The 26,241-nt window shown below is 43.5% G+C and carries 25 protein-coding genes; 13 read left to right on the forward strand and 12 right to left on the reverse strand.

Features of this window, described 5'->3' with window-relative positions:
* Position 1 precedes the first annotated feature (1 nt).
* Genes DQQ10_RS01150 through DQQ10_RS01160 form a run of 3 tightly spaced genes read left to right on the forward strand, consistent with a single transcriptional unit; the run spans position 2 to position 3,382 of the window.
* Entirely contained in the window at positions 2-805 is an 804-nt protein-coding gene (locus tag DQQ10_RS01150; protein WP_112744961.1) for a class I SAM-dependent methyltransferase, read from the forward strand.
* An 8-nt stretch (positions 806-813) separates the two neighbouring features.
* Entirely contained in the window at positions 814-1,599 is a 786-nt protein-coding gene (locus tag DQQ10_RS01155; protein WP_112744962.1) for a class I SAM-dependent methyltransferase, read from the forward strand.
* A gap of 49 nt (positions 1,600-1,648) precedes the next feature.
* Positions 1,649-3,382: an ATP-binding cassette domain-containing protein gene (locus tag DQQ10_RS01160; RefSeq protein WP_112744963.1), complete on the forward strand. Its 1,734-nt coding sequence runs from the start codon at positions 1,649-1,651 to the stop codon at positions 3,380-3,382.
* On the opposite strand, the gene DQQ10_RS01165 is transcribed toward DQQ10_RS01160, so the two are convergent.
* From DQQ10_RS01165 to DQQ10_RS01175, 3 genes are read right to left on the reverse strand one after another with little or no spacing between them, the layout of a single operon-like run.
* Positions 3,363-4,496, reverse strand: a complete 1,134-nt coding sequence (locus tag DQQ10_RS01165) for a glycosyltransferase family 4 protein (protein WP_112744964.1) — start codon at positions 4,494-4,496, stop codon at positions 3,363-3,365. The two genes, DQQ10_RS01160 and DQQ10_RS01165, sit on opposite strands and share 20 nt — an antisense overlap.
* A complete protein-coding gene (locus tag DQQ10_RS01170; RefSeq protein ID WP_165823762.1) occupies positions 4,493-5,599 on the reverse strand; it encodes a glycosyltransferase in 1,107 nt (368 codons plus the stop codon). The genes DQQ10_RS01165 and DQQ10_RS01170 overlap by 4 nt, the downstream gene beginning before the upstream one ends.
* Positions 5,592-6,641, reverse strand: coding sequence for a glycosyltransferase family 4 protein (locus tag DQQ10_RS01175; RefSeq protein ID WP_165823763.1), 1,050 nt, complete (start codon positions 6,639-6,641; stop codon positions 5,592-5,594). Before DQQ10_RS01175 ends, DQQ10_RS01170 begins: the two co-directional genes overlap by 8 nt.
* Positions 6,642-6,922: 281 nt before the next feature.
* Between DQQ10_RS01175 and DQQ10_RS01180 the strand changes: the two genes are divergently transcribed.
* Both DQQ10_RS01180 and DQQ10_RS01185 read left to right on the forward strand, forming a co-directional pair.
* Entirely contained in the window at positions 6,923-8,437 is a 1,515-nt protein-coding gene (locus DQQ10_RS01180; protein ID WP_112744967.1) for a B12-binding domain-containing radical SAM protein, read from the forward strand.
* Positions 8,438-8,440: 3 nt separating this feature from the next.
* Positions 8,441-9,127 (forward strand): methyltransferase, encoded by a 687-nt coding sequence (locus tag DQQ10_RS01185; RefSeq protein WP_112744968.1) that lies wholly within the window; start codon positions 8,441-8,443, stop codon positions 9,125-9,127.
* Here the strand turns inward: DQQ10_RS01185 and DQQ10_RS01190 are convergent.
* Together DQQ10_RS01190 and DQQ10_RS01195 are read right to left on the reverse strand one after the other, a co-directional pair.
* Positions 9,098-10,120 (reverse strand): radical SAM protein, encoded by a 1,023-nt coding sequence (locus DQQ10_RS01190; RefSeq protein WP_112744969.1) that lies wholly within the window; start codon positions 10,118-10,120, stop codon positions 9,098-9,100. The two genes, DQQ10_RS01185 and DQQ10_RS01190, sit on opposite strands and share 30 nt — an antisense overlap.
* A gap of 106 nt (positions 10,121-10,226) precedes the next feature.
* Complete coding sequence (locus tag DQQ10_RS01195) at positions 10,227-11,021, reverse strand: ZIP family metal transporter (RefSeq protein WP_112744970.1); 795 nt, start codon at positions 11,019-11,021, stop codon at positions 10,227-10,229.
* A gap of 114 nt (positions 11,022-11,135) precedes the next feature.
* On the opposite strand from DQQ10_RS01195, the gene ruvB reads away from it, so the two are divergent.
* From ruvB to DQQ10_RS01210, 3 genes are all read left to right on the forward strand, one after another.
* Entirely contained in the window at positions 11,136-12,170 is a 1,035-nt protein-coding gene (gene ruvB / locus DQQ10_RS01200; protein ID WP_112744971.1) for a Holliday junction branch migration DNA helicase RuvB, read from the forward strand.
* 88 nt (positions 12,171-12,258) lie between these two features.
* On the forward strand, positions 12,259-13,839 hold the full coding sequence (locus tag DQQ10_RS01205) for an FMN-binding glutamate synthase family protein (RefSeq protein ID WP_112744972.1): 1,581 nt from the start codon (positions 12,259-12,261) through the stop codon (positions 13,837-13,839).
* Positions 13,840-13,936: 97 nt separating this feature from the next.
* Entirely contained in the window at positions 13,937-14,443 is a 507-nt protein-coding gene (locus tag DQQ10_RS01210; RefSeq protein WP_112744973.1) for a hypothetical protein, read from the forward strand.
* Here the strand turns inward: DQQ10_RS01210 and DQQ10_RS01215 are convergent.
* The 4 genes from DQQ10_RS01215 to DQQ10_RS01230 are packed head-to-tail and all read right to left on the reverse strand — an operon-like array spanning position 14,424 to position 18,887.
* Positions 14,424-14,960, reverse strand: coding sequence for a hypothetical protein (locus DQQ10_RS01215; protein WP_112744974.1), 537 nt, complete (start codon positions 14,958-14,960; stop codon positions 14,424-14,426). The two genes, DQQ10_RS01210 and DQQ10_RS01215, sit on opposite strands and share 20 nt — an antisense overlap.
* 2 nt (positions 14,961-14,962) lie before the next feature.
* Positions 14,963-16,990 carry a sensor histidine kinase gene (locus DQQ10_RS01220; protein WP_112744975.1) on the reverse strand — a complete coding sequence of 676 codons (2,028 nt, stop codon included), beginning with the start codon at positions 16,988-16,990 and terminating at the stop codon, positions 14,963-14,965.
* Between the two features lie 5 nt (positions 16,991-16,995).
* Positions 16,996-17,973, reverse strand: a complete 978-nt coding sequence (gene hemB, locus DQQ10_RS01225; RefSeq protein WP_112744976.1) for a porphobilinogen synthase — start codon at positions 17,971-17,973, stop codon at positions 16,996-16,998.
* Between the two features lie 20 nt (positions 17,974-17,993).
* Positions 17,994-18,887: a DUF3667 domain-containing protein gene (locus DQQ10_RS01230; protein WP_112744977.1), complete on the reverse strand. Its 894-nt coding sequence runs from the start codon at positions 18,885-18,887 to the stop codon at positions 17,994-17,996.
* Between the two features lie 93 nt (positions 18,888-18,980).
* Here DQQ10_RS01230 and DQQ10_RS01235 point away from each other — a divergent pair, with 93 nt between their 5' ends.
* Positions 18,981-19,931: an alpha/beta hydrolase gene (locus tag DQQ10_RS01235; RefSeq protein ID WP_112744978.1), complete on the forward strand. Its 951-nt coding sequence runs from the start codon at positions 18,981-18,983 to the stop codon at positions 19,929-19,931.
* A gap of 15 nt (positions 19,932-19,946) precedes the next feature.
* On the opposite strand, the gene DQQ10_RS01240 is transcribed toward DQQ10_RS01235, so the two are convergent.
* Together DQQ10_RS01240 and prmC are read right to left on the reverse strand one after the other, a co-directional pair.
* The gene (locus DQQ10_RS01240; protein ID WP_112744979.1) at positions 19,947-20,732 is read right to left on the reverse strand and encodes a Rossmann-like and DUF2520 domain-containing protein; all 786 of its coding nucleotides are present in this window, start codon (positions 20,730-20,732) and stop codon (positions 19,947-19,949) included.
* 73 nt (positions 20,733-20,805) lie between these two features.
* A complete protein-coding gene (gene prmC, locus DQQ10_RS01245; protein WP_112744980.1) occupies positions 20,806-21,672 on the reverse strand; it encodes a peptide chain release factor N(5)-glutamine methyltransferase in 867 nt (288 codons plus the stop codon).
* Positions 21,673-21,701: 29 nt separating this feature from the next.
* Between prmC and ribD the strand changes: the two genes are divergently transcribed.
* Positions 21,702-22,739, forward strand: coding sequence for a bifunctional diaminohydroxyphosphoribosylaminopyrimidine deaminase/5-amino-6-(5-phosphoribosylamino)uracil reductase RibD (gene ribD / locus DQQ10_RS01250; protein ID WP_245970229.1), 1,038 nt, complete (start codon positions 21,702-21,704; stop codon positions 22,737-22,739).
* Here ribD and DQQ10_RS01255 read toward each other — a convergent pair whose 3' ends face one another.
* The gene (locus tag DQQ10_RS01255) at positions 22,740-23,444 is read right to left on the reverse strand and encodes a glutamine amidotransferase-related protein (RefSeq protein WP_112744981.1); all 705 of its coding nucleotides are present in this window, start codon (positions 23,442-23,444) and stop codon (positions 22,740-22,742) included.
* Positions 23,445-23,491: 47 nt separating this feature from the next.
* On the opposite strand from DQQ10_RS01255, the gene DQQ10_RS01260 reads away from it, so the two are divergent.
* From DQQ10_RS01260 to DQQ10_RS01270, 3 genes are all read left to right on the forward strand, one after another.
* Positions 23,492-23,857: a cupin domain-containing protein gene (locus DQQ10_RS01260; RefSeq protein ID WP_112745721.1), complete on the forward strand. Its 366-nt coding sequence runs from the start codon at positions 23,492-23,494 to the stop codon at positions 23,855-23,857.
* 11 nt (positions 23,858-23,868) lie between these two features.
* Positions 23,869-24,354, forward strand: coding sequence for a GAF domain-containing protein (locus DQQ10_RS01265; RefSeq protein WP_112744982.1), 486 nt, complete (start codon positions 23,869-23,871; stop codon positions 24,352-24,354).
* Positions 24,355-24,419: 65 nt separating this feature from the next.
* The gene (locus DQQ10_RS01270; protein WP_112744983.1) at positions 24,420-26,207 is read left to right on the forward strand and encodes a MutS-related protein; all 1,788 of its coding nucleotides are present in this window, start codon (positions 24,420-24,422) and stop codon (positions 26,205-26,207) included.
* Positions 26,208-26,241 lie beyond the last annotated feature (34 nt).

Consider the following 26,241-nt stretch of genomic DNA (forward strand, 5'->3'; position numbering starts at 1 on the left):
GATGATGTCTTCTGAAAATTTTGATGCAGTTAATAAAGCATTTAGTAAGCAATCGGGTACATTCGATGCCGACGATCGCGCAAACATTATCCTCACCGATATGCGCGAACAGGTTTATGCACACGTCAATACGTTCATAAAACCAAAAAGTGTAGTGCTTGAATTGAATGCAGGTACCGGCATAGATGCGTTGCATTTCGCTAGTCAAGGACACAGCGTTCACGCCACCGATCTTTCTGATGGAATGATCGAACAATTGAACGAGAAAATAAAAAAACACTCATCCCTATCCATCTCAAGTCAACAGCTCTCTTACGATTCGCTTGACGTTTTACATAAAAAAAAATTTGACTATGTGTTTTCAAACTTTGGCGGATTGAATTGTATTGATGATCTGAGAAAAGTAACGAAACATTTGCCGGGGTTACTTCATGCTGGAGCTTACGTAACATGGGTGATCATGCCGCCGGTTTGCCCTTGGGAACTCGCTGGTATTTTCAAAGGAAGATTTCGCGGTGCACTTCGACGTTTTCACCGCGACGGTGTGATGGCACATCTCGAAGGCGAATATTTCAAGACATACTATTTTTCGCTTCAGCAGATCAAGGAGGCTTTCGGAAATGATTTTGTTTTCATAAAATCAGAAGGACTCGGCGCTATCATCCCGCAGCCTCATCGACCTGATTTTCCGGTGAAGCATCCATCGCTTTACAAAGTGTTGCGTGCAGTTGATAAGGGGGTGAGGAACAATATGCCATTTAACCGCTGGGCTGATCACATTATTGTTACCTTTCAACGCAAATAGTTTTATCGATGTCAATTCAATCCTTTCTTGCAAATCATCCTGATTTCTATCGCGAGGGTTTGTTATTCTTCCAGCGACGTCTTGCAAGAGAATCGGATTTCGAAAAAGCCTACATTACGTTACGTGAAAAAGAAGGCCGTGTATATTCGGATGATGTAGTGAAAGCTCTGCCCGTTTATCGAGGTGGCGCAATGCTTGAAAAGGAATGGAAGATTCGAAAACGCTCTGCCGATAAACTGATTGGATATCTGAAGAAGAAGCCATTCAATTCTATTCTTGAGGTCGGTTGCGGGAATGGATGGCTTTTAAACTATATCAACCAATCGATGAAGATTGGCTTACTGGGCATTGATATTAACGAAACAGAACTTCGACAGGCTGCAAGCTTATTTTCTCCTAACATCTCATTTGCTTGTGCCGATGTGGATAGCGATCTACCGTCTAGCTTACGTGCTGATGTAATCTTATTGCCCAGTGCTCTGCAGTATTTTGAAAACCCTATAAAACTAATTACAACGTTGATAACTAAACTAAACCCGAATGGAGAGTTGCACGTCTTCGATTCACCACTGTACAATGCCAACGAAGTCGACGCTGCCCAATCGCGATCAAAAGAATATTTTACGAAACAGCGCGTCGAACCGATGAAGGGCATGTACTATCATCATGCCTGGAATATTTTAGAATGCTTCGAGCACGTAATCATGCACGATCCGCGTTCTATTCGTAACCGAGTTTTTGCGAAGGTGGGAACTGTGTCGCCATTCCCTTGGATAAAAATCAAGGCTAAGTAGTATTTATCGAATTATATGGCGAATATCAAACTCAAAACATCAACATTTTATGCTCAGGCATACGATCAGGGATGCGTTCAGATTGATTCGTCCTACGCAACGCACTAAGGGTGGACTGATCCTCTCGTTATTAATGATCCAATCCCTTCTTGACTTTTTGGGGTTACTATCATTTTTGCCGCTTTTTGGACTCATCATAAACCCGGATTTGCAAGATAGAATAGGGAATTATGGGAATGTATTCCCAGCTCTCAGCCAGCAAACATTGCTGATCGCCCTAACTCTTGCTGTTCTCCTTTTCGTTTTGATAAAAAATTGGCTAGGGCTGTTGATTGCAAAAACAAAAGCAAAATTTATTTATAATGTAGCCAAAGATTTATCTGCCCGTGCGATTGAAGCCTATACACGTCGGAATTATAATTCATTCTCGAAGACCGACTTCAGCAGAGAAGTGAACATCATTGCAAACTACCCATTCGTTTTTGCAACAAACATTATAACGCCGATAGCAACGTTGATATCAGAGACATTGGTAGCAACATTAATTCTCATAGGCCTGATCATCCTTGATTTTAGAATACCGATTTTACTGTTGCTGCTGGCCGCACCGCTATTCTTGCTGTATCGATCGCGAAAGAAAAAACTCGCTGCCGTCCGAGATACGTTGAAAGAACAGTACCCGTTACTTTTGAAAAACTCGCTTCAGCTTATAGAAGGGCTGATGGAAATTAAATCTTCAGCAAAGGAGCATTACTTCATAGATAAGCAGTCTGGGCCAAGTGCAAAACTGTCAGAAGCCTATGTGCGTGATCATGTAACGCAAACCGGGACAACAAGAATTACCGAAATCGTTGCAACCTTTATCATCTGCGGATTGATTCTTTACACCACGCTTGCTACAACGCACTATCAGGATACCATTTTTATGCTCAGCATCTACGCCAGTGCTAGTTTCAGAATCATTCCGTCTATCAATAGAATTTTATTAAGCATATTACAGTTTAGGACGCATGATCATGTGATCGCAATTTTGGGTGAGGCGACTAAGGCAGACGACACCATCAAGTCCTCCCCTGCCGAAAGCGTCCCATTATTTAATCGTCAAATTAGGCTTCAAAACATTAGTGCGAGATATGCAGGCGGCCCTTGGATTTTAAGAAATGCGAATATCACGTTGAACAAAGGGGATCGCATAGCGCTTACAGGTAAATCTGGTGAAGGCAAATCTACTTTGCTACTAGTTCTTCTCGGGCTTCTCGAAACAGAAGAGGGAGAATTTTTTATCGACGATGTGGCTGTAGGTGCATCATCGCTCAGGGATCTCATCGCTTACGTTCCACAAAACCCTTACATTCTTGACGCGTCTCTTATAGAGAATATTGCGCTGGGAATTCCTGAACAACAAATCGATCGTTTGAAGATCACAAAGATCATTCACGAGTTAAGACTCAATGACTTAGTTGCCCTGCTTCCTGAAGGAATGGATCAGGGCATCGGAGAAAGAGGTGTAAAGCTTTCCGGTGGTCAACAACAACGTTTGGCGATTGCGCGAGCGCTCTATTGCGACAAGGAAATCCTACTTTTTGATGAAAGTATGAATCAAATTCATGAATCGCTGGAAAAGGAAATTCTAGACCTTGTTTCTGGCTTGTCGTTAAAAGGAAAGACTGTTTTGATGATTACGCACAAAACGCATAACGCGAGTTTCTTCGACACTGTCTACACACTTGACAAAGGTAGTTTTACTAAAGTTAATGATACCGTCACTTTTTCCGACCGCTAATCCCATCCAAAAAATTCAGATAATTAAGGTAAGCATACCGGGCATCATGTTGTTTGATCCAATCACGGGCTGTGCGTGTGATCGAATCGTAACGGTGCTGATCGTGCACGAGCCGCAAAATTTCAGCAGCCAATTCATCTGTCGATTGGGGTTCAACGATGTTCGCATACTGATTTCCAAGATCGGCTAATATTCCAACATTCGTTCCACAAACGGCAACGCCACTAGCCATAGCTTCTTGAATTACTGCACAGCCGGTCTCGAATCGTGCTGTATGTAAAAGTATATGTGCGCGATCGTAGTATTCATGTAACTTCGCACGCGGAACAAACCCCACCCGCGTAACTTTATTTTCAACACCTAGTTCCGTTAACATCGCATTCACTTTCACATTATCGAAGCCGTAGCCGACCACAGTGAGATGACAATCTATTTGTGTAGCAACTTTGGCGAACGCTTTAAACATCGTATCCTGATCTTTCACGATACCATAAAACCCAACCTGAATAAAATGAACAGGGTATTCAATTTTTCGTTTACGGTAAACAAAATCATTGACGTTAATACGTAACGGTAACACGTCTATATGACGTGTGGTCGGGAGACTGGTTACAGCTAGCGTGCGCTGATAATCGGCAACGGTGATTAGCCTATCTGCGTGTTTACAGACAAATTTTGTAATAAATCGCCGCCACGGAATCACGAGTTGCACACTAACATCTTTAATCCGCGTCGCTTCTGAGGCGATCAATTGTACGAGCACTGGTCGATTTATAAGCTTACCCAAGACCAATGAAAAAAGTCCAGAAGGATACACCGAAACCGAGAACAGCAGAGTAAACCGATTTTGGATATGATCCGCTAGGGCATGAAAAAAAAGAATTAGATATTTTAAGCGCCAAGGAAATTTCATCGCGATGATTTGGCGCACGACAATATTCGTAGGAATATTGTCCTTCCTCACACGCGTAAAAGAATAGTAAACAATATCATATTGCTCAGACAGCCGTGAAAACAAATCAGCGATCACAGGAATTCCTTCGCCGGACTGATCTCCCCCAAGTGAGCCCACTCCAAAAAGAGCGATCCGAGGTTTATTGTTAGCATTGCTCATAGCGCCCGATAGATTTGTCTTGTTCGATCAATCGTCCAGTGAATGTCCTGTTGTGTTGCCCACCGACGAGCGTACATCAGACAATCATCGATCGCTTGATGATTCTTTAGTATTTCTAAAACCAATGTTGCAAGATGTTTATGATCCCCTACATCAGCGGTGAGGCATCCTTCACGCACATCAAACATTACGCCTACTCGGGTCCCACACACCAATAGTCCACTGCTCATCGCTTCTGTGACTACCTCACTTTGCCCTTCCGATAAAGATGTATGCAACAACACATCAGCAGCATCGTAATATGCTGGCAATGATTCGTAAGCCAACGGTTTCAATAACGTGACATCGTTCTTGAGTTCAAGTTCATTGACCAAATTAATAACTTTATTGTAGTCTGTTCCTTCTCCGATCATGGTGAGATGACCATCAACGTTATCCCGAATGATCCTAAACGCCCTAAGCAAAGTAGTTTGATCTTTCACGGGTGTTAAGTTGCCAATATGCAGGAACTTTACTGGTGCCGATATCTGTCTTGTCTTGAATGAGAACAAGGAGGTGTCTATTCCCCAGGGAACAACGACGATCTTTCTTTTCAATCCATGGCGTGTGAGGTTATCGACAAGATATTGCGTGAGTGCCATAGGGTGAGTTGCGTTGGTCAGTGTCCATAAGACCAATTTCCTAGTAAGCGGCTTTCGCAGCAGTCCATAGTTTATTTCCGGTACGGAAGCACCATCTCCACCTAAAACGCTTACAACACTTCGAATACCAAAAAGTTTTCCAATGAACACAGCGAGAAACCCTGAAGGCAAAGCCCAGAATCCATGAATGGCAACAAATTTATTTTGACGATGGAGTTTTCTGAATGCGTGCAGAAGTGCGACGCTTTTTCTAAATGTACTGCGAAAGGGAATACTGATTACCTGAAACCCATCAGGAATATAATCGGCATTCACCGGAAATAAGGAGAAGACCGTGATATCAAAATCCTTTGCCAGCATTCGAACTTGTCGCTCCAGTACGGGCACGCCAATGTTGTTTGCACCGGTGCCAATCCCACCGGGAACAATAATGGCTATGCGCAGTCTTTGTCGTTCATCCATCCGCACCGTCATTAATTACTGACAACATTTTGTTAGCAATCGCATCATGTGAAAGATGTTTCGAAAATTGCTGGAGAACTTGTTCGCGATATTTTTCGACATCAATGAATGAGCTCTTTTCTAACGCGTTGGCTAATGCTTGCGCGTTGCCGCGTTCAAATAAGAAACCAACTTTACCACGGCCCGTCATAAAAATAAAAGAAGGAATCTCTGACAGTACGGGAATGCATCCGCACGACATCGCCTCACAAACAGCAGTACCGCTTCCTTCGTAGTGCGAAGTGGCGATTACAAAGCTACTCTGATTATAATGATGTTCTAGTTCAATGTGCGGAACATCTTCAATCAAGATCACGGAACCTGAGAGTCGTTCCTCTTTTATTATTGCTTCAACTTCGCTTCTAAGTGTTCCGCCACGAAAAATAATTGTCAGAACGCAATGTGGATTTTTTTTCAAGAAAATTGAAAACCCATTTAACAATGTAAGCGGATCTTTATTGTGATCCAATCGTCCAACCCAAAGGTATCGTTTCTTATCCCGATCAACATTCGTGCATTGAAAGGAAGATGACACCTCCATTACTTCATGAACTTTTTCGTTACGTTTGATTTGCTGAGCATCTATCCACGGGCGAGCAAGTCCCGCTTCGGTAAAAAAATATCCCTCAATGCGTTGGTCTGCATAACGCTGAAAAAAAGCTTTATGAAATCGAAGCGGTTTCTCTGCGTGATGCTGCACAAAAATCCTTGAAGATTTACGTAACGTGTTCTGGAGCTGAATCAGCTGCCAAGGAAATATTAATCCATGAACGATAACAACATCAGCATCGAGTTTTGAAACATATTTATGTAGGCGCAATGGGAAAACGATTCCCAATTTTAATAGGCGTAAGAAATGATAAGTAACGTCATGCTGTTCAAGGGTACCCTCGTAATCGATACAATGCACGCTTTCAACTTTTACTTTTCGTGCCATGGCCTCAGCAATTCCAGTATAAAAAATTATTTTTTGAAGCCATGTTTTTGGATCTGACTGATTCATGACGCGCGCGTAAGAGAGAAACACCACCTTCATAAATTCATTAACATAGTGAGGAGAGTAGATATCCCACGCGTGAGGGTATTGGCCATAAACCGCACTGATACTTCTGCAGAACAGAGTGACCGTTAAGCAATTTCCGCAGCCGGTTCTTGAGCATTAAAATATGACGATTGTTTTGAGTAAAAATAAGACATCGTCATTTGGAATCAAAAGCTACGTTGTGATGTATTAAGTGTCATTAAATAATTGTTGGCGCCAATTAGGTTGCTTACTTTAGAGAGATGAATAAGGTTATACTATTCAATCCGAAGAGCGCGCGATCCAAACATCGCATACCGAATTCTATTTTGCAGGTGGCGGCATCCATCCACGGTAAATTCGAATATGTGATTGTAGACGGAAACATGGAAAAAGATCCATGGATTAAGATCAAACATTATCTCGACACAGGCGACTTCCGGTTCTTTGGTTGCACGGCGATGCCCGGACCACAATTGCGACAGGCCATTCCTTATACAAAACAAATCAGGCAATTATATCCAAAGGTGATTAACATCTGGGGTGGATACTTTTCTTCGAATCAACACCCGTCGGTATTGAATTCAGGCTACGTTGATTTCGTGATTAACGGCCCTGGCGATGAGGTTTTTCCACGACTCCTTGAAGCGCTTATTGAGGGGAAGCCGCATCATGAGTTTGAAAACCTGATTTATAAAGACAGCAACAACAAAATAATTAAGACAAGACAATCTGCCCTACAAGATCAGGATACGTTGCCGCAGCTACCCTATGATTATCTGAATCAATTTTATCCTGTCAGGAATTATCTTGGTAAGACTTTCCTTGGAAAACGGACCGCTGCGTATCATTCCAGTATGGGTTGTCCCTTCACCTGTTCATTCTGTGCTGTGGTTCCATTGTACAATGCGCGATGGAAGGGAAAATCTGCCAAGTTGATTTACGAAGATGTGAAGTATCTCAAAGATGTTCATGGTGCTGATGCGATTGAATTCCATGACAACAATTTCTTCGTGAGTGAAAAGCGTACAGTGGAATTCGCAAAGCTCGTCCGCCACGAAAATATCAGCTGGTGGGGCGAAGGACGAATTGACACCATTGACAAATATTCCGATGACTCACTCGCCATCATGCGCGATGCCGGGTGCCGCATGATCTTCTTCGGTGCTGAGACAAGCAATGATGAGCTTCTGAAAAAAATGGACAAAGGCGGCACACAGACAACTGCGCAAATGAAAAAGTTTGCTGCACGCATGATGAAGTTCGATATTATTCCAGAGTATTCATTTGTACTGGGTTTCCCTGGCGAAACACCAGAAAAAGTAATGGAACAAATCGATCGCGATATTGCCTACATCAAAGAAATTAAAGCGATCAATCCGAAGACAGAGATCATCATTTATGTATACAGTCCTGTGCCTGTTGAGGGTTCGGAGATGTATGAGATGGTGAAGAAGTCGGGATTCAAATTTCCCGAAGTGCTTGAAGACTGGCTTGGCGCAGAATGGCAAAACTTCGATTTGCGAAAAAATCCCCTGACGCCCTGGCTGACACCAAAGATGGTAAACAAAATACTTGGATTTGAAACGGTGCTCAACGCGCAATATCCGACGGTTTCTGATTTTAAAGTGACAAACCTCCAAAAAAAGGTGATGCATCATCTTTCCTCCTTTCGTTATCGATTCAATGTATTTGCATTCCCTTATGAATTAAAAGCGCTACAAAAGTTTTGGCTGCGCTATCGTCAGCCGGAGATTGAGGGATTTTATCAGGAATAGTGGATGAGAAAATTCTTTACAACCCTCGTCGGATTTCCGTTGCGTGTAGCCACACAGTGGTATCTTTCCAAAACCAGAATCTTTCGTTATGACGCGTTACGAATTCGAGTCTCTTCCGGGGTATTCCATCCAGGTTTTTTCTTTAGCACGCGTTACCTTCTTTCGTTTCTAAAGACGCAACAACTTACGGGTAAAAAATTTCTGGAGCTCGGGTGTGGCAGTGGTGTAATCTCCGTTTTTGCCGCAAAGAAAGGCGCAAGGGTCACGGCTTGCGACATCAATGAAAAAGCCGTTGCTGATGCAACCGAAAATGGCCTATTTAACAAAGTCCCATTAACCGTTGTGCATTCAGATCTGTTCAGCAACTTGACAGAATCATTCGACTGGATTGTTATCAATCCTCCTTACTATCCTGCCGATCCAAAAGACGAAGCACAACATGCGTGGTACTGCGGTGAGCATCATCAATATTTCGAAAGATTATTTTCTGATGTAGGAAAGTATACAACCCAAGATGGTAAAGTACTGATGATACTTTCTGAAGTATGCGATCTTCAAACGATATTCAATATTGCGGCGAAACACAAATTTGCATTTGAGACGATCAGCGAACGCAACGTATGGGCCGATGGAAAGAACTACCTCTATTGGATTGTCCCGTCAAAGCATCTGTCGAAGTCCGAGGTGTAGAGAACACACACATTTTTGACATGTGGCGTTTTCACGCATATTAAGATTCTTTCGATAAGCAATCGCTTGTTGTGAATTGACTATCTCAGAAAAGGAGTGTTTGTAAATATTCCCGTAAGCAGGAAGAAAGAAGCATGGCTTAACCTCGCCATCAGTTTCAATCACCGCGGATACCCAGGGCGCATTGCATTTTTTTGCAGGAAAATCAATCAGCCCTAATGAGGCACGATAGTATTGCACGATATCTAGCATCTTTTTCTTGGATTCCGCGACGAAACGTTGCTCATACAATTCCGCATAGTCCAGGAATGATTTCTCAATGATATCTTGAAGTTCATCTGTTTCATTTTTATCAAGACCAACCTCCACAACTTTGTCTTGCGTCCACGGATTTTCGCGATTGAAAGCGGTTGATGAAAGATCGGCGGGCAGGAAAGATATCTGATCTACCGCTAAAGATTTTGCTGCTTCCAGGATGTGTGGGAAGTCACGGTAGTTTAATTTCTGGATAACGGTGCGGGCGGTAATTCTAAAATTTGTCTTGATTATTTTTATAGCCGCGATTCCTTCCTGCAATTTCTCATATGCTCTTGGAAGGTTTCTGATTTGATTGTGAACATCATGCGATCCATCGAGGGAGACCGTTACCTCATCGCACCAATGTACGACTTCCTTTGCGTGATTTTTCAGCGTTATCCCAGTGGACAGCAAGGTGATTTTGACTCCAATAGTTTTGAGTTGTTCACACAGCTTCCAGAGATTATCATGCATCAACGCTTCACCACCGGAAAAAGCTACATGCTTCACCCCGAGTTTTCTAAAAGAATCAATGTGCAGCGCGAGTGTATCTGAATTTATCTCTTGTTTGTTATGATTTGCTTTCCAGATGTCACACATCACACAACGGCAATTGCAACGGCTATGCGGCATCAGCACCAGTACGGGTAGTGCAGAAATTCTGTTCGTCGCTAATGTCAGCAATCGATTAAGCATTCGGACAAGTTACGCAAGGAGATTAGTTCACAAAAGGTATGATGTCACTAAATAGTATCCGATCACGTGCCCACGTGGCGTACCTCTTTCGCGTTAGCGTTATTGGCTAATGCATCATCTGCTCCACCACCACAGCAAGCAATGCGCCCACAACGGCCACGGCCATCTTCTTTGCATTAAACCTATGCTCGGGACTGCTTTCAAAAACGATCGTTGTGGAGATATGCAAGAAATTACCACTCACCAATGCATTCAGTGCGATCATTCCTGAGGCCGTTAAAATCTCTTCGTTGGCGAGGTAGGTGCTGAGTAAAAGTCCGGCTGGGGCTGCAATTGAAAATACCAATAAATGCGGAAGGGCTTTTTTACGGGACTTCAACTGAAATGCAAGAACCGTCATCAAAGCAAAGGCTGCAGGAGCACGGTGTAACGCAATGCCCAAAAGAATTGCATTCTGATCGTTGTGCGTTCCGCCGAATGTCATTTGAGGTTGCGCTAACATTCCGCCTTCTAAAAATGCGTGAACGCAAAGGGCAATGAGCAATACGATAGCCGATACGGATTGCTGGGTTTGATCGAAATGATGATGGTGATGATGATCGTGGTTATGGCTGTGATCGTGGCCGTGGGAATGTAAATGGCCGTGCTCAATACCCGAGGTGAAGTATTCCAATAGCTGTTGCAGAAAAAATCCGCCCAACACAAACAAACCAATCCACTCGTATGATCCACTTTGGCGATAAAGCTCAGGAAGGATGTGGATGATGGTAATTCCAAATAAATAAGCGCCGGCAAAAACGAGTAAAAGCTTAAAGCTTGAATTCTTTCCCTTTGGAACAAAAAAAATAGAAAGTCCTGATAGTAACGGTGTTAAGAAGAGGACGGCGAGTTTGATTAACATCTCCTATATGCAATATTGTTGCAATTTAGCCCCTTTGACTTATTCTGCATACTCCATTAAGATTTTTGTTTTGCGGGCCGAAACAATCGTACTTTTGGGAAACTTTTTACGAGCATGCGCGAAGACTATTTAAAAGGAGAGAACGAAGGGTTAAGTGCCGGTGAAAAAGAATTTGAGAAAGCACTTCGTCCACTGTCTTTTGACGACTTCACAGGTCAGCAGAAAGTTGTTGACAACATCAAAGTATTTGTATTGGCGGCAAAACAACGTGGCGAAGCCTTAGATCACGTTCTACTCCATGGCCCTCCGGGTCTCGGCAAGACAACATTGTCGAATATCATCGCGAATGAACTTCAGTCGAATATAAAAATCACGTCCGGTCCTGTACTCGACAAGCCCAGTGATTTGGCTGGATTGCTTACGAATCTTGAACCTCATGATGTGTTGTTTATCGACGAGATCCATCGCCTAAATCCTATCGTAGAAGAGTATTTATATTCGGCAATGGAGGATTTTCGTATCGACATCATGTTGGATGCCGGTCCGAATGCTCGCTCTGTGCAAATCGGGTTGAACCCATTTACCTTGATTGGTGCCACAACACGCGCAGGACTCCTTACCTCTCCGCTTCGCGCACGATTTGGCATCAACGCACGGTTGGAATATTATGATTCGACATTGCTGACACAAATCGTAAAACGCTCGGCGACGATACTGCAAGCTCCGTTTGAGGATGACGCTGCGTTTGAAATTGCTAGGAGAAGTCGTGGCACACCACGTATTGCAAATAATTTACTGAGAAGAACGCGTGACTTCGCGCAGATTAAAGGTGATGGTGTCATTACAAAAGCGATTGCAGAGATGGCCTTGAAGGCACTTGATGTTGACCAAAACGGACTTGACGATATGGACAACAGGATCTTGCAAACCATTATCGAAAAATTCAAAGGTGGGCCTGTTGGCTTAAGTACCATTGCCACGGCTGTTGGCGAAGAGAGCGAAACGATCGAAGAAGTTTATGAACCCTTTCTAATTCAAGAGGGCTACATCAAAAGGACATCACGCGGAAGAGAAGCAACAGAGCTTGCGTACAAGCATCTTAAAATTGTGACGCCGCTCAATCGTAGCAAAGGTCTCTTCGACGCCTAACCCACATGTTTTTTCACGCCAATTATCGCTCATTGACATTCAATGAGTTCTAACAGAATTGTATATTTGATTCTATAGCCTCACCTCTATGAGAAAACTTTTCATTCTTACCAGTGTCATCCTTTCCGCATTATTGATGCTGTGGGCGATCTTCTGGCTTCCAGCACTTTTCGGATTTGCCATTGTTTTGCCGCTCATCATCATGGGCGTGCGCGATATGAATCAGACCAAGCAGTCTATTCGCAGGAACTTCCCCGTGCTTGGAAGATTGCGTTATGTTTTTGAAGATATGCGTCCAAAAATTCAGCAATACTTTGTTGAATCTGATACTGATGGTGTTCCGATCAATCGGAACGATCGCTCTGTCATTTATCAACGTGCGAAAAAACAAGTAGACACAACACCTTTCGGAACACAACTCGACGTCTATGCGGAAGGCTATGAATGGATGGGGCATTCTATCGTGCCGGTTGATTTTCACAAAGTAGATCATCATCCGCGCGTGTTGATCGGCAATAAAGATTGTAAGCAACCGTATAATGCCAGCGTGCTTAATGTTTCGGCGATGAGTTTTGGATCGCTCAGCGGAAATGCCATCGAAGCGTTAAATGCCGGTGCAAAATTAGGTGCGTTTGCGCACAACACGGGTGAAGGCGGAATCAGTCCACATCACTTAAAGAATGGTGGCGACATCATCTGGCAAATTGGTACGGGCTACTTCGGTGCGCGCGATGACAATGGAAATTTCTCGGCCGAAGCATTTAGCAAGAATGCTACGCGACCTGAGGTGAAAATGATTGAGTTAAAAATTTCACAAGGTGCTAAACCAGGCCATGGTGGAATATTGCCTGCAAAAAAGAATACACCTGAGATCGCAGCCATACGCGGCGTGAAAGCCGGTACGACCGTATTTTCACCGCCGTTTCATAGTGCCTTTAATTCACCACGAACGATGGTGTTGTTCCTAAAGAACCTGCGAGACCTTTCTGGTGGAAAGCCAGTAGGCTTCAAGTTGTGCATCGGTCGAAAAACAGAGTTTATTTCTATTTGTAAAGCGATGGTCGAGCTCGACATCTATCCGGACTTCATCACCGTTGATGGAGGCGAAGGTGGTACCGGTGCTGCGCCGCCAGAGTTCTCGAATTTCGTGGGCATGCCGCTTCTTGATGGTCTGGCATTCGTGGAGAACATGCTGAAAGGCTTCAATATTCGTCAGCACATCAAGATCATTGCCTCAGGAAAAATTCTCACCGGCTTTCAAATGATCCGTGCTATCGCGTTGGGTGCCGACATGTGTAACAGCGCGCGTGCCATGATGATGGCGCTGGGATGTATTCAAGCATTGGAATGTAACAAGAACTCCTGCCCTACTGGCGTTGCGACGCAAGATCCGGAATTGGTTAAGGGACTTGTGATTGACGACAAGAAGATACGGGTAGCCAATTACCACAAGCATACCGTTGAAAGCTTTGTAGAATTGCTGGCAGCCTCGGGGCTAGATAACCCGCGCAAATTGAATCGCCATCAAATCAGTCGCCGGGTATTTATGAACGAAGTCAAGACGCTCGAAGAGATTTATCCATCGGTGGAAGCAGGCGCGATGGTGAATGGAAATGTTCCGGAACGATACAAAATGTCGTACGAGCACTCCAGCGCGGATGAATTCTAAAAAATCTGAAAAAAGATTCCCAAAAATTTAGGGAAGAGACATCTTTACTTCAGTCTGTAAAAGGTTTTTTACTACTTTTGGGAAACTCTTAAAACCTGTGCTTCGAAAGTTTTTCCCCCGCGACAAAAACTACATTCTTGAACAAGCACAATTGTCTCTTGAAAGCAGCCTATTGCAGCACCTGGTTGACTTTGTAAAAGTTGAGTACCTGCTCAATTATAACCCACTGGGTATTTCCGACGCTGCTTCTGATAGAATTCAACACCATACCGGCACAGAGTACATCCAACTCCACGAGTTTTACCTGAACCTTGCTGGTGTATTCCGGTATAAGTACTACGGCGACAATCAGCTCGAATTTATTTTCGACGGTCGTGATCCTTTTGAGCGCTACACAGACGAATGGCAGACCGTTTTCAAACAATGGATTAAAGAATTTTGCAAGCACGAAAACTTCATCAAGGCCGTTCTTGAATTAACAGTTTTCTACCCAGAAGATTATACGCCACAGATGGCCGGCTTGCGCCTCAGCAACTTCATCACCAAGTTTTTCGACCTGAAGATTGATGGTCAAAAGGGTATCGTTAAGCACAAAGTAGCTTAGCCTGCTGCTCTGCCTTCACTTTTATTGCACGCAACATTTCTTTTCGAATCAAGCCGCTGAAAGGTCTGATAAAAAACCAGTATCGCGAAAATGATTTCTTGATCGCCTCATCGTTGCACGCAATTCTAGTTTCGGTAATTAATCGATTTCTTTCACCTTCTTTGACTAATGCAAAATTCCAAGTCGCTTTCGCATACGGGCCATGAAATGATTGAAATTCATGAGGCTCGAAACTTTGGAGTTCGCCAGTCGGTTTCCAGAACTGTCCAATCAACCCGATCAGTATTTCTTTATATTGAAGTTCTTCGAGGAGATTAAATTTCTGATCGCCCAAAACTTTGATGGTCACACCTTTTGCGGGTAATCCACGGAGAAAAAATAATGTCCTGATAATCCACGACCCACTGAAATCTTGATTCCGTATGATTGGGTAAATAATTTCCGACGATGCGTTTATTGTGGTTTCATGTACTTCATGAAAGTCATAAGCCGGAAGATATTTATCGTGCAGGCTCATCGTCAACCGTGTGAAGCCGTTGAAGGTATCGGCGCAGAGACTGGTGTATCGGGGAGCTCACAAGTAGCTTCTTTTGGCAGCGAGAAAAAGAATGTTGTGCCTTTGCCTTCTTCAGAATCGAACCAAATCTTACCGCCATTCTTTTCAATGAATTCATGGCAGAGCATAAGTCCAAGGCCAGTTCCTTTTTCAAGCTTCGTTCCTTGTGTGGTGATGCTTTCGATTGTGAAAAGTGTGTTCCTGTTCGCCAACGGAATGCCTACGCCTGTATCCGCCACGGAGATGATTACTTGCTGATCATTCATCCAACAGTTCAGGGCGATGGTACCACGCGCGCCCGTAAATTTCACAGCGTTCGTCATCAAATTACGCAGCACAGAACGAACCATGTTAGGGTCAGCAAATGCCGGAAAGTTTTGGGAAACATTATTCCGAATGGTGATTTCTTTCTTGCGAATATCTAATTCAAGAAGCCCTACTGTTTCATTAACAATCTCTGAAAGATCGATCGTCGTCGGCTCGAATATTTCACCTTTCAATTGGAGCGTTGCCCACTGCAGAAGGTTCTCGACAAATTCAGTTGTCTGTCCAAATCGCGTTTCGAGTGCAGAGGTCAGATGTTGAAATTCTTCAGGACTCACTTGACCGGTTTTCATCATCGTCAGGGCTAAGCGCAACGACCCGAGTGGCCCTTTGATATCGTGCGACACCAGAGAAAACAACTTATCTTTTACGCGATTCACTTCTTCGAGTCGCTCGCTCTTGGTTTGAATTTCTTCCGTCCGAACTTTTACCTCGTGTTCCAGTTTAACTTTCTCTTGCTCGCGGAGTTTAAGTTCAAGTTCTTTAGCCCGTTCCGTTTCACGCAAAAGTTGATTCCACCGATCGCCAAGCGCGAATGAGATGAAAAGCATCTGCAAAATACAGCCGATCATCAAACCGCTATAGTTTGTACTGAGGTATCCTGGTACAAAACCGAGATTACTCATGGTGAAAATAACAGTTGCTAACAAAACGCTCACCCACGCCAGCAAGTAGTATCGCGCTGGTTTATAATCGCGGTAGAAGCAGTATCCAGCCGCTGCTAAAACCAAGGTACAATGGATCAATACAAAGTAGTGATGATAACGATAAGAGATTTGGTTGTCAGAAAAATACATGGCAATACCGGCAACAACGTCGATTGTCATGTTGGCCAGCAACACCTTATCGAGAACGCCGCTGAAATATTTCAGGCTCAAGAATTCTCTGGTCAGCAGCGTTGAGAACAATAAGAAAATTGGTCCGGCAAACATCGCCATCACATCGTTGTAACTTGGTGTAGCCGGATAGACATACCAAAACGAATATCCTTGAAACATTGCGACTACGTTCGTCATCGACAATAACGCCATGACATAAAAGAAGGTAATCTTATCGCGGATAGAAAAGAACAAGAAAAGTTGATACAATGCCATCAACAACATGGCGCCGTAGAAAAGACCATTGATGATCTGTACATGAAATGAGGCCTCTACAAATTTATCGGGTACCCATAACGTAAGCGGAAACTGTATGGAAGAGTTACTGTTCACTTTAAAATAAACAGTCTTCGTTTCACCTTTTGCAACCGCCACTGGAAATACCGGGTGACGATAATCAATCTCGCGCTGCCTGATGGGAATGTGATCACCAGAAGACTTCACAATCCACTTACCCGTTGAGTCAGACTCATAGAAATCTACACGATCGAGCGGTGCAAAAGGCACTTCAAGAAGCCAATCTTCTTTTTGTGTTTTATTTTTTATCTCAAGCCGAAACCAATACGTCGCTTTGTCGAATCCGAAGTTAGGCGCTTCGGAGTGTCGGAGTGTTTTCATTTCCTGCCCTACTACCTCTTGAATTGTAGCAGTGCCTTTTGAATCTCGCCAATAAAATAAATCGTCGTGTACATCCATTCTGGCGCTGTCGCCAACAATGAATGCTTGCGCCGACGCTTGGAACGAGAAGGCAATAAAGAGAATGAACAATGAGAGGGTCCTGCAGATCACATTTTTTACGTTTTATTTAAGGCTGCAAATTCTTTTGCGAAGTAGGTGAGAATAACATCGGCTCCTGCGCGTTTGATGCTTAACAGCGATTCTTTCATGACACGCTCACCATCGAGCCATCCTTTTTGTGCCGCTGCTTTAATCATCGAATATTCACCACTCACATTGTATGCTGCGATGGGAAGGTTCGAATTATCTTTCAATAACCTGATGATGTCCAAATAGGCAAGCGCAGGTTTCACCATCAGAAAGTCTGCACCTTCTGCTGTGTCGAGCTCCGCTTCTATCAACGCTTCTGTTCTATTCGCTGGATTCATCTGATATGTTTTCTTGTCTCCAAATTTTGGTGCCGAATCAAGCGCATCACGAAAAGGATTATAAAATCCACTCGCATACTTTGCCGTGTAGCTCATAATGGAAACTTCCGTGAACCCATTCTGATCGAGAACTTGTCGCAGATAACCCACGCGACCATCCATCATATCAGAAGGCCCAAGTATATCTATTCCAGTTTCCGCCTGCGCAAGTGCCATCTTACCGAGAATCTCCAACGTCTCATCGTTCACGATCTTGCCGTCTTTCACCAAGCCATCGTGTCCGTCGGAGCTGTACGGATCCATCGCCACATCGGTGATGATACAAGCTTCCGGAAACCGTTGTTTAATTTCTTTCAACGTCTTTAAGTAAAAGAAATTACTATCGTAGCTCTTCGTGGCGTGTACATCTTTAAACTGATCTTCTACAGCTGGAAAAATATCGAAGGCTCTGATGCCCAAACGAAGGCATTCTTCAACCTCCTTTAACATGAGATCCGACGACAAGCGAAAGATGCCAGGCATCGATGCTACTTCTACTTTTTTATTTTTGCCATCAATCAGAAATAAAGGAAAGATCAAATCGTCGGTGGTGACTTTTGTCTCTTCGACCATTGCTCTAACGGCTTCACTTTTTCTGTTTCTTCTTGGTCTTCTAATATTCAACATGTAAAAAATAACATAAGGTTTTAAGATACATTCAAGAGGGCAATCACCATGTAGGCGACAAATACAAGGCCCAACCCAAGCAGGATCAACACGGTGGCAATCAATGACTTTAAAATCGTTTTCCACCACGATTGTTGATATAAATATCGTAAGGATATTGTTGTATAAACCATAATTAATCCATAACTGCTCCATTTAAGCGGCGAGTCGAGTATGGGAATTAAGAAAGCGAGGAGGGTAAAGACCAATTCACTCAGGAATGCAAACGACTGCAGGTGCATCGCGTAGATCAAATGATCTACATAGAACGATTTTCGACGGATATATAATATCTTGAAAATGAGCGCATAAAGAGGAAGTAGTCCGAACAGAATGAACTTCAGGTGACCGATGAACCGATCAAGGCCAATTGAAATTTGCTCCCGAGCATCACCACCCTTTTGCGCTTTTAAGGCATCAACATCAGTTACCGTGGAATCCGGAATATCTCTGGTCCAGGAGATAGATGCGCCGCTATCTTCGCCAATTTGCACCTTGGTTGTGTCATTGTCGGTAACGGTCGTCTTAATTATCCGGTCTTTGATATCATTCTTATAGTGCTCGAAAAATATCCCGCCCATCAGCACACCGATGACGACGATAAAAAAATACAAACGCAACGGATGGATATACGCCACGCGTCTACCGTCCCAATATTGCTTTGTTAAAAATCCAGGTCGAAAAAAAAGAAGCTTCATGCTCCTTAAGAACTTTGAATCGTAATGAAAATAGTCGGCCACAAAATGGCCAACCAAGTGAAAAAAGCTATCGTGTACTTCGATATTCTCTTGTCCACACGCGGAGCAAAATTTGCCTGTTACCTCGGCACCACAGTTTAGGCAGTCGGTTTCAGTACGATACTTGTTGTGGCTCATTGCGTAGGCGTTTTTTAGGGAGGTTAAAGGTACATCATCCGATAGATCAAAAAAAACCTGAATAGCATGACCTCCGTTTGATAACCATCCCCAATGAGCATGAAGAAATTATTGAAGAAACTCGCACTACTCATCGCAGCCGTATTTATTTTGATGAATGTTGTCGCCTACATCCACGCTTATCGTTTCACCCATTTTTCTACTACTGCGACAGCCCGAACGAAAGATCCTACTGAATTAACGATACTCGATAAATTGAAAGTGCTTTTTACTGGGATCGCCAATCCCCGGCCACTGCATCAAACAATCCCGAGCAATGCTTACGAGACGTTTTCAATCGCCAGTTCCGAAAAACTAGAATGCTGGCGTGCGCAAGTGCGTCACGCAAAGGGAACGGTTATTATGTTTCATGGCTATGCTGGTGAGAAATCATCGCTGCTGGAGCGTGCTGAAATTTTTCAATCCATGGGATTCAACACGATACTCGTGGACTTTGGTGGCTCCGGTGGTTCCGCAGGAAATAGTACAACGATAGGCTTTGATGAAGCACAGCAAGTAAAAGATTGTTATGATTTTATCGCACAACAGTCGGAGCCGATAATTTTGTTCGGCACTTCGATGGGCGCAGCAGCGATTCTAAAAGCGATTGACGATTACAAGCTCAATGCAAACGCCGTCATCCTGGAATGCCCTTTCGGATCTTTAGCAAAAACTGTTAGCGCACGTTTTACGATGATGAATGTTCCGCCATTTCCCATGTCTACGCTTCTTACTTTTTGGGGTGGCGTTCAGCATGGCTATTGGGCTTTTGGACACAATCCAATATCATATGCGAAGTCGGTCTCTATCCCTACTTTAATTCTCTATGGCGAACAAGACGAACGGGTAACACTCGAAGAATCGCAGGAGATCTATAAAAACTTAAACGGCCCTAAACGATTGGTCACCTATCCTCATGCAGGGCACAACGTGTTCTTGGTTGACAATCAAACTCGGTGGAAAAAAGATGTTACTGATTTCCTTCACCAATACAGTTCGCGTTAACGCATAGCCAGTCCGTTATTGATGATAGGTATTCACGATATGCTGACTTACCACTTTATATATGTCCGAAACCTCCTCGTCTTCATTTAAGAATTCCATATGACGATCTAAAATCTCCAGGTCACCTCTTCGGGCCGGGCCTGTCTGCGCTTTTTGAGGTCCTATTTCCAACCCCTTGTTTAATGTCTCGGCAATGAGCGGTTTGAGAAGATCAAAACTAAGGCGATGATGTTCCATTATATTTTCCGCTATGGTGAACATATGGTTCGTAAAATTGGAAGCAAACACCGCAGCAACATGGAGCGCCTTTCGATCATCGGAAGATATTTTCAATACCTTCTTACTTATCGCTTTGCCCATCGCAAGCAATATTTTTTCAGTATCAACATCTTCGCTTTCTACAAAAAATGGCACGTGCTGAAAATCGATCAGTTTACCTTTGGTAAAGGTCTGCAAGGGATAGAATACGCCGACCTTCGTTGTTGGCGCATAACCCAAAGCACTCAGCGGTTGGCTACCTGATGTATGTACCAAAATTGCGTCGTGAGGTAACTTCAAATCGCGCACTACGTCTTGAATAGCATCGTCAGCAACGGCAATGATAAAAATCTTAGACGTGCTCTCAGAAAAATCAAGCGTGGGATTGACTTCAGCTTCATATAATTTATCGACAATAGCAGCAGCATGTTTTTCATTTCTGCTGTAAACTTCACGGACGGCAAACTCTGTGTTGTCAAGCGCGGGTGCTAAATGCCATGCTACATTTCCTGCACCAATAAAAGATACTGTCGTCGATTTCATAGTGCGGTAAAAGTATATAGAAATGCTGAACCGTTTTTTAATTCTTTGATTCAAATCGGCAACACCGTCGGAATCACTGTTGAGGGTCGATGAACAGCCCGGACACAAATCGATCCTTACCGCTGGCATCCTTGTGGATGTTTACGTCGACGAATCCCGCTCGCTGCATGCATTGTGCCACTTCTTTCCCAAAACGTTCGTTGATTTCAAACCATAGACTTCCGTTAGTTTTCAGCATCAACTTCGATTTGTCAGTAATGACATCGTAAAAGAGCAGCGGGTTCTTATCGTCAACAAACAAAGCCAAATGCGGTTCATGATCGACTACATTCGAATGCATTGCTGATTTTTCTTCATACGCTATGTACGGTGGATTACTGACTACGATATCAAGGTCGCTGAGTACAGGTTGCTCGTGAAGAATATCACATTGCATAAAGTTCACAACAGCGTTTAACCACTCTGCATTTCGTCTCGCGGTAGCCAGTGCTTGGTCGCTAATATCAATTGCTGAAACCTTTGCGTGTTTATGCTCAAGGTTCAGCGTTATGGGAATACAACCGCTCCCTGTTCCAATGTCTAAAATGTTAAGTTGGCGTTCGTCTTTGGCATGGGTCGATAAAATCAAATGAACAAGTTCTTCCGTTTCGGGTCTCGGAATAAGCACTGATGGATTGACGAAAAAGTATCGGCCGTAGAACAAGCTTTTCCCAAGGATGTACTGCACAGGCTCATGGTCATTGATCCGTTGTGCGATCTGTGACAGTTTACTCGTTGTGAACGCGTCTGCAGGAATAGACTTTCCCAGCAAGATATCTGTTCGTGAGAGATCAAATTGCGCTTCGAACACCAAGTATGCCAACGCTGTTATTTCATCACGGCTTTCCGGAAGTGTTATTTCTTTTATGAAATCATCAAACAGTATTTTGGAATTCTTCATGGGTTGGCAATCTTTGCAATAATACGCCAATGAAGAAAGACAATCATCGCGAACACGAAATTTTCATGCGCCGCGCCTTAGAACTTGCCGGTCGTGGACGCGGTAAGGTGAGCCCTAATCCATTGGTTGGTTGTGTGATCGTTCACGATGGGCGAATTATTGGCGAAGGATGGCACCAGCAATACGGCGGACCTCATGCCGAAGTCAATGCTATCGCATCGGTTCAAGAAAAAGCGTTGTTAACAACCAGTACAGCGTACGTAACATTGGAACCTTGTTCGCATTTTGGGAAAACACCACCTTGCGCCGATTTACTTATCCGCGAGAAAATTCAAAAAGTAGTGATTGCCAACGTTGATATCAATCCACTTGTTTCTGGTGCAGGTATTCGAAAACTACGTGCCGCTGGAATTGAAGTCATCACGGGCATTTTAGATCACGAAGCAAAAGAATTAAATAAGCGCTTCTTTACTGCTATTTCAAAAAATCGTCCGTACATCATTTTAAAGTGGGCACAAACAACAGACGGTTTCGTAGCGCGAGAAAATTACGACTCAAAATGGATTAGTAATGAATATTCGAGGCAACTCGTACACCGATGGCGGACGGAAGAGGATGCCATTCTGGTCGGCATGAAAACCGCGCAACACGACAACCCCCAATTAAACGTACGCGATTGGACAGGTCGGAACCCAACACGTGTTGTCATTGATCGGTTTTTAAAATTAAGTCTGAAGCTCAATCTTTTTGACGGCACTCAGAAGACCATCTGCTACAACGTATTGCTGCATGAGGAGCGTGACAACAACTTGCGCATTCGTATTGCTGAAGAGAATTTTCTACCTGAGATGTTACAGGATCTTCATAAGCGAAAACTTCACTCATTAATTGTCGAAGGTGGATCACAAACACTATCGGCATTCATTGCATTGAATCTGTGGGATGAAGCACGCGTTTTTGTTTCTCCGCAGCGTTTTCAAAAGGGAATTGCTGCGCCAATAATCAAAGGAGAAACGCATTTTCAACAAATTGCAACAGATGTATTGCAAGTGATTTACAATCGCTAGTTACGCGTCAAAAGAACATTCATGAAGAAAGTCTAATACCAACGGATTGGGTTGTTCGAACGACGATACCAACGGTGGCTGAAACAATGTGCCGCGATAAAAACGATGCGCCTTTAATTCGAAAGCGCGAGCTTCTCCTGTAGGTGAAAACGCTGTGAACACAAATGGATATTGATTGATCATGCGTTGGTGAACAGGATTCACACCGTAATTGCAGTTAAAGTGCCCGGTGATCTTATTGGTTTGTAAGATCTTGTAAAGCCAAGAATCGAGATCGGTGATATGAACTTCCTCTTGTTGTCCCTTCAGCGAACAGCTTAATTTAGATACGATAAGTTGCTCTGCATTTGGATCACTTTCTTCATGAGCGGCATTTTTAATACCGATTACATGCTGAGCATATTCGATCACCATGTATTGAAACCCACCACATGTTCCCATGGCAGGAAAGTTATTTTCTCTACTCCAACGAATGGCCTCGTACACGCCATCATCGTTGAGGTAGGGCGAACCTGGGGTGAACCAAAATCCTTTATAAGGATTGTCGGCAAGAAAAAAACTATTTACCTCCTTTGTTGGAACCCACTCCGCTACTAATTCAAAATGTAGTTTCTTTCGGCAATGTTCAATACAATCATTTAGCGCGACGTGTGTATGTTTATTCGCGCTGAAATCGCCAATCAGTCCGACATGAATTCGTTTCATTGTTTATTTTTAATGGAAATTACGGTTTCAAATTATTTAAAAAGCCTATGACACCGAAAAAAGTTATCATCGCCGACAAAATGAATCAGTTCAGTGATCACTGGAACCCTCGTGTGATTGGTGAACTTAACGGCCAGCAAGTCAGAGCTGTAAAGCTGAAGGGGGAATTTGTATGGCATGACCACGACCACGAAGATGAACTTTTTCTCGTGATCAAGGGTATACTTAAGATGGAGTTCCGTGACCGAACTGAAACAATCTATCCAGGAGAATTCATTATTGTGCCACGCAAAACAGAACATCGACCTGTGGCCGACGAAGAAGTAGAGCTGTTACTCTTTGAACCCGCATCGACAGTAAACACTGGAAATGTTGTCGATGAAAGAACAAGAACTACCTTGCAGAAGATTTAACGAATTGATTTATGGCTGAAGAACTTATTGTGTCGACAACGGCAGACAAAGAAACGAAATACAACACGCTACTTCCACAGATAGAAGCCTTGGTAGCTGAAGAACCTGATATGGTTGCCAATCTTTCGAACATCGCGGCTGCGCTCAAACAAACGATGAATTTTTTCTGGGTAGGTTTTTACCTCGTCAAAAACGACCAACTTGTGCTGGGTCCATTCCAAGGGCCTATTGCTTGCACAAGAATCAATTTTGGGAAAGGCGTATGCGGTACTTCTTGGAAAGAAAAGAAGACGATTCTTGTGCCTGATGTTGAACTCTTTCCTGGACATATTGCATGTAATTCCGCATCAAAGTCTGAAATCGTATTGCCTGCCTTTAAGAATAATGAGGTTGCCCTTGTTCTCGATGTCGATAGCGACGCCTTAAATGATTTTGACCAGGTCGACCAAGTCGCGTTGGAAAAATTAATGCGGATCATTGAAAGATTTGTCCTCTAACCATTTCCTTAATGTTGTAATGGAAGCGTCGTTAGAGCGACTCATACCATATTCACTTGTCCGTCATGAATTCAAAAGACCTTCACGCGTTTTACACAGAAAGGGAAGAACGCTTTTCGCTCTCGCTCAAAGACATCACCAGCAAGATCAATGTTGTTTCTAACATCAGGTTGACGACGGCAGTATTATTTCTGGGATGCATATACCTTGCGCTCACCAAAAGCACTTCGTTCTTTTACCTTTTGCCAGTACTCCTCATTGCGTTTGTATGGATGATCTTCAAGCACGCACAACTTTTTAAACAAAAGGTTCATCTTGAAAATCTTGTCGCGATCAATGCGCGCGAACTAAAACTTCTTGAAAATCAGTATGAGAAAATATATTCAGGCGCTGAGTTCAATGACCCAACTCATCCGTATGCGCATGATTTGGATTTGTTTGGTGAAGGTTCATTTTTCCAAGCCGTTAATCGATGCAATACAATTCAAGGCAAGCATAAATTTGCGCATGGATTAAAGACACCGCTTCAGCACAAGCAAGCCATCATCGCGCGTCAGGCGGCTATCAAGGAACTAAGCCACCGCGTAGACTTTCGTCAGCATGTTGCTGCTGCAGGAAATGAAACTGAAGAAGAACGTGGCGACTACGATGAACTGTTGGCTTGGCTCAAGCAACAGCCTTTCGTTTATTCAAAGAAAGGATTTAAATTTTTACTCGTCATCATCCCCGCGATTACGACCGTGGCCGTGGCTGGAGCATTCTTCAATCCGTGGGTGAAGACGCTGGCAATTCTGTTGGCGATTTTTCAATGGGGCTTTTTAGGAATCTACATCAAACGTGTCAATGCCTTTCATGAGAGTATTGGAAGAAAACGCGGCATCCTCGAAAAGTACGCGCATGTACTTCACTTCTTGCAGCGGGAAAAATTTGAGTCGCCCGTTCTCACTGGGCTCACAAACAACGCACAACAGGCGGATCAAAAACTAAAACACCTTGCAAACTTAGTAGGATCATTCAACGCCAGATCAAATGCGCTAACAAGCATCTTCGTCAACAGTATTTTGATGTATGATCTGCAATACGTCTACCGGCTAGAACGTTGGCGTTCAGAAAACGAAAATAATCTTCGGCGATGGTTAGAAGCAGTAAGCGACATCGAAGTGCTAAATACATGGGCAACATATGCTTTTAATCATCAGCAATTTGTTTATGCCGACATCAGCGAAAACCTCGCGTTAAGCGCACATGAACTGGGACATCCGTTAATTGAACCGACGTCGTGCGTAACAAACAATGTCCAACTTGGTGAAGGAGAAAGTATTTTGATTATTACCGGCGCAAACATGGCGGGAAAAAGTACATTCTTGCGAACTGTCGGAATCAACATTGTGATTGCGCTGAATGGTGCGCCTGTATTTGCAACAAAGTTTAACTGTCCGTTGATACTTCTGCAGACCGGCATGCGCACAGCGGATTCGTTGAAAGATCATCAGTCGTACTTCTATGCAGAATTAAACCGGCTTAAATCAATTGTCGACCAACTTCGTAGCAAATTACCATTGCTTATTTTATTGGATGAAATCTTGAAAGGCACAAACTCCACCGATAAACAAGCCGGATCGATAGCGCTGGTGAAGCAATTGATACCACACCATTGCTTGGCGATGATTGCCACACACGATCTTGCATTGGGCGAGCTCGAAATTGAATTCCCCGATCATGTTAAAAATTTTCATTTCGAACCCAACATCGAAAACGATCAACTATCATTCGACTACAAGTTGAAACGCGGTATTGCCGAAAAAATGAACGCTACTTTCTTGATGAAAAAAATGGGTATCATCCCTAATTAAAAGGTCGTATGTTCATTATAGCTTAGAAAAAAGA

The organism is Pseudochryseolinea flava (assembly GCF_003286915.1).
Lineage (GTDB): Bacteria > Bacteroidota > Bacteroidia > Cytophagales > Cyclobacteriaceae > Ohtaekwangia > Ohtaekwangia flava.

Excerpts from the sequence above, each read along its gene's own strand:
- DQQ10_RS01150 (WP_112744961.1), top strand. The coding sequence starts at position 2 with ATGATGTCTTCTGAAAATTTTGATGCAGTTAATAAAGCATTTAGTAAG.
- DQQ10_RS01155 (WP_112744962.1), top strand. The coding sequence starts at position 814 with ATGTCAATTCAATCCTTTCTTGCAAATCATCCTGATTTCTATCGCGAG.
- DQQ10_RS01160 (WP_112744963.1), top strand. The coding sequence starts at position 1,649 with ATGCTCAGGCATACGATCAGGGATGCGTTCAGATTGATTCGTCCTACG.
- DQQ10_RS01165 (WP_112744964.1), bottom strand. The coding sequence starts at position 4,496 with ATGAGCAATGCTAACAATAAACCTCGGATCGCTCTTTTTGGAGTGGGC.
- DQQ10_RS01170 (WP_165823762.1), bottom strand. The coding sequence starts at position 5,599 with ATGGATGAACGACAAAGACTGCGCATAGCCATTATTGTTCCCGGTGGG.
- DQQ10_RS01175 (WP_165823763.1), bottom strand. The coding sequence starts at position 6,641 with ATGAATCAGTCAGATCCAAAAACATGGCTTCAAAAAATAATTTTTTAT.
- DQQ10_RS01180 (WP_112744967.1), top strand. The coding sequence starts at position 6,923 with ATGAATAAGGTTATACTATTCAATCCGAAGAGCGCGCGATCCAAACAT.
- DQQ10_RS01185 (WP_112744968.1), top strand. The coding sequence starts at position 8,441 with ATGAGAAAATTCTTTACAACCCTCGTCGGATTTCCGTTGCGTGTAGCC.
- DQQ10_RS01190 (WP_112744969.1), bottom strand. The coding sequence starts at position 10,120 with ATGCTTAATCGATTGCTGACATTAGCGACGAACAGAATTTCTGCACTA.
- DQQ10_RS01195 (WP_112744970.1), bottom strand. The coding sequence starts at position 11,021 with ATGTTAATCAAACTCGCCGTCCTCTTCTTAACACCGTTACTATCAGGA.
- ruvB (WP_112744971.1), top strand. The coding sequence starts at position 11,136 with ATGCGCGAAGACTATTTAAAAGGAGAGAACGAAGGGTTAAGTGCCGGT.
- DQQ10_RS01205 (WP_112744972.1), top strand. The coding sequence starts at position 12,259 with ATGAGAAAACTTTTCATTCTTACCAGTGTCATCCTTTCCGCATTATTG.
- DQQ10_RS01215 (WP_112744974.1), bottom strand. The coding sequence starts at position 14,960 with ATGAGCCTGCACGATAAATATCTTCCGGCTTATGACTTTCATGAAGTA.
- hemB (WP_112744976.1), bottom strand. The coding sequence starts at position 17,973 with ATGTTGAATATTAGAAGACCAAGAAGAAACAGAAAAAGTGAAGCCGTT.
- DQQ10_RS01230 (WP_112744977.1), bottom strand. The coding sequence starts at position 18,887 with ATGAGCCACAACAAGTATCGTACTGAAACCGACTGCCTAAACTGTGGT.
- DQQ10_RS01235 (WP_112744978.1), top strand. The coding sequence starts at position 18,981 with ATGAGCATGAAGAAATTATTGAAGAAACTCGCACTACTCATCGCAGCC.
- DQQ10_RS01240 (WP_112744979.1), bottom strand. The coding sequence starts at position 20,732 with ATGAAATCGACGACAGTATCTTTTATTGGTGCAGGAAATGTAGCATGG.
- prmC (WP_112744980.1), bottom strand. The coding sequence starts at position 21,672 with ATGAAGAATTCCAAAATACTGTTTGATGATTTCATAAAAGAAATAACA.
- ribD (WP_245970229.1), top strand. The coding sequence starts at position 21,702 with ATGAAGAAAGACAATCATCGCGAACACGAAATTTTCATGCGCCGCGCC.
- DQQ10_RS01255 (WP_112744981.1), bottom strand. The coding sequence starts at position 23,444 with ATGAAACGAATTCATGTCGGACTGATTGGCGATTTCAGCGCGAATAAA.
- DQQ10_RS01260 (WP_112745721.1), top strand. The coding sequence starts at position 23,492 with ATGACACCGAAAAAAGTTATCATCGCCGACAAAATGAATCAGTTCAGT.
- DQQ10_RS01265 (WP_112744982.1), top strand. The coding sequence starts at position 23,869 with ATGGCTGAAGAACTTATTGTGTCGACAACGGCAGACAAAGAAACGAAA.
- DQQ10_RS01270 (WP_112744983.1), top strand. The coding sequence starts at position 24,420 with ATGAATTCAAAAGACCTTCACGCGTTTTACACAGAAAGGGAAGAACGC.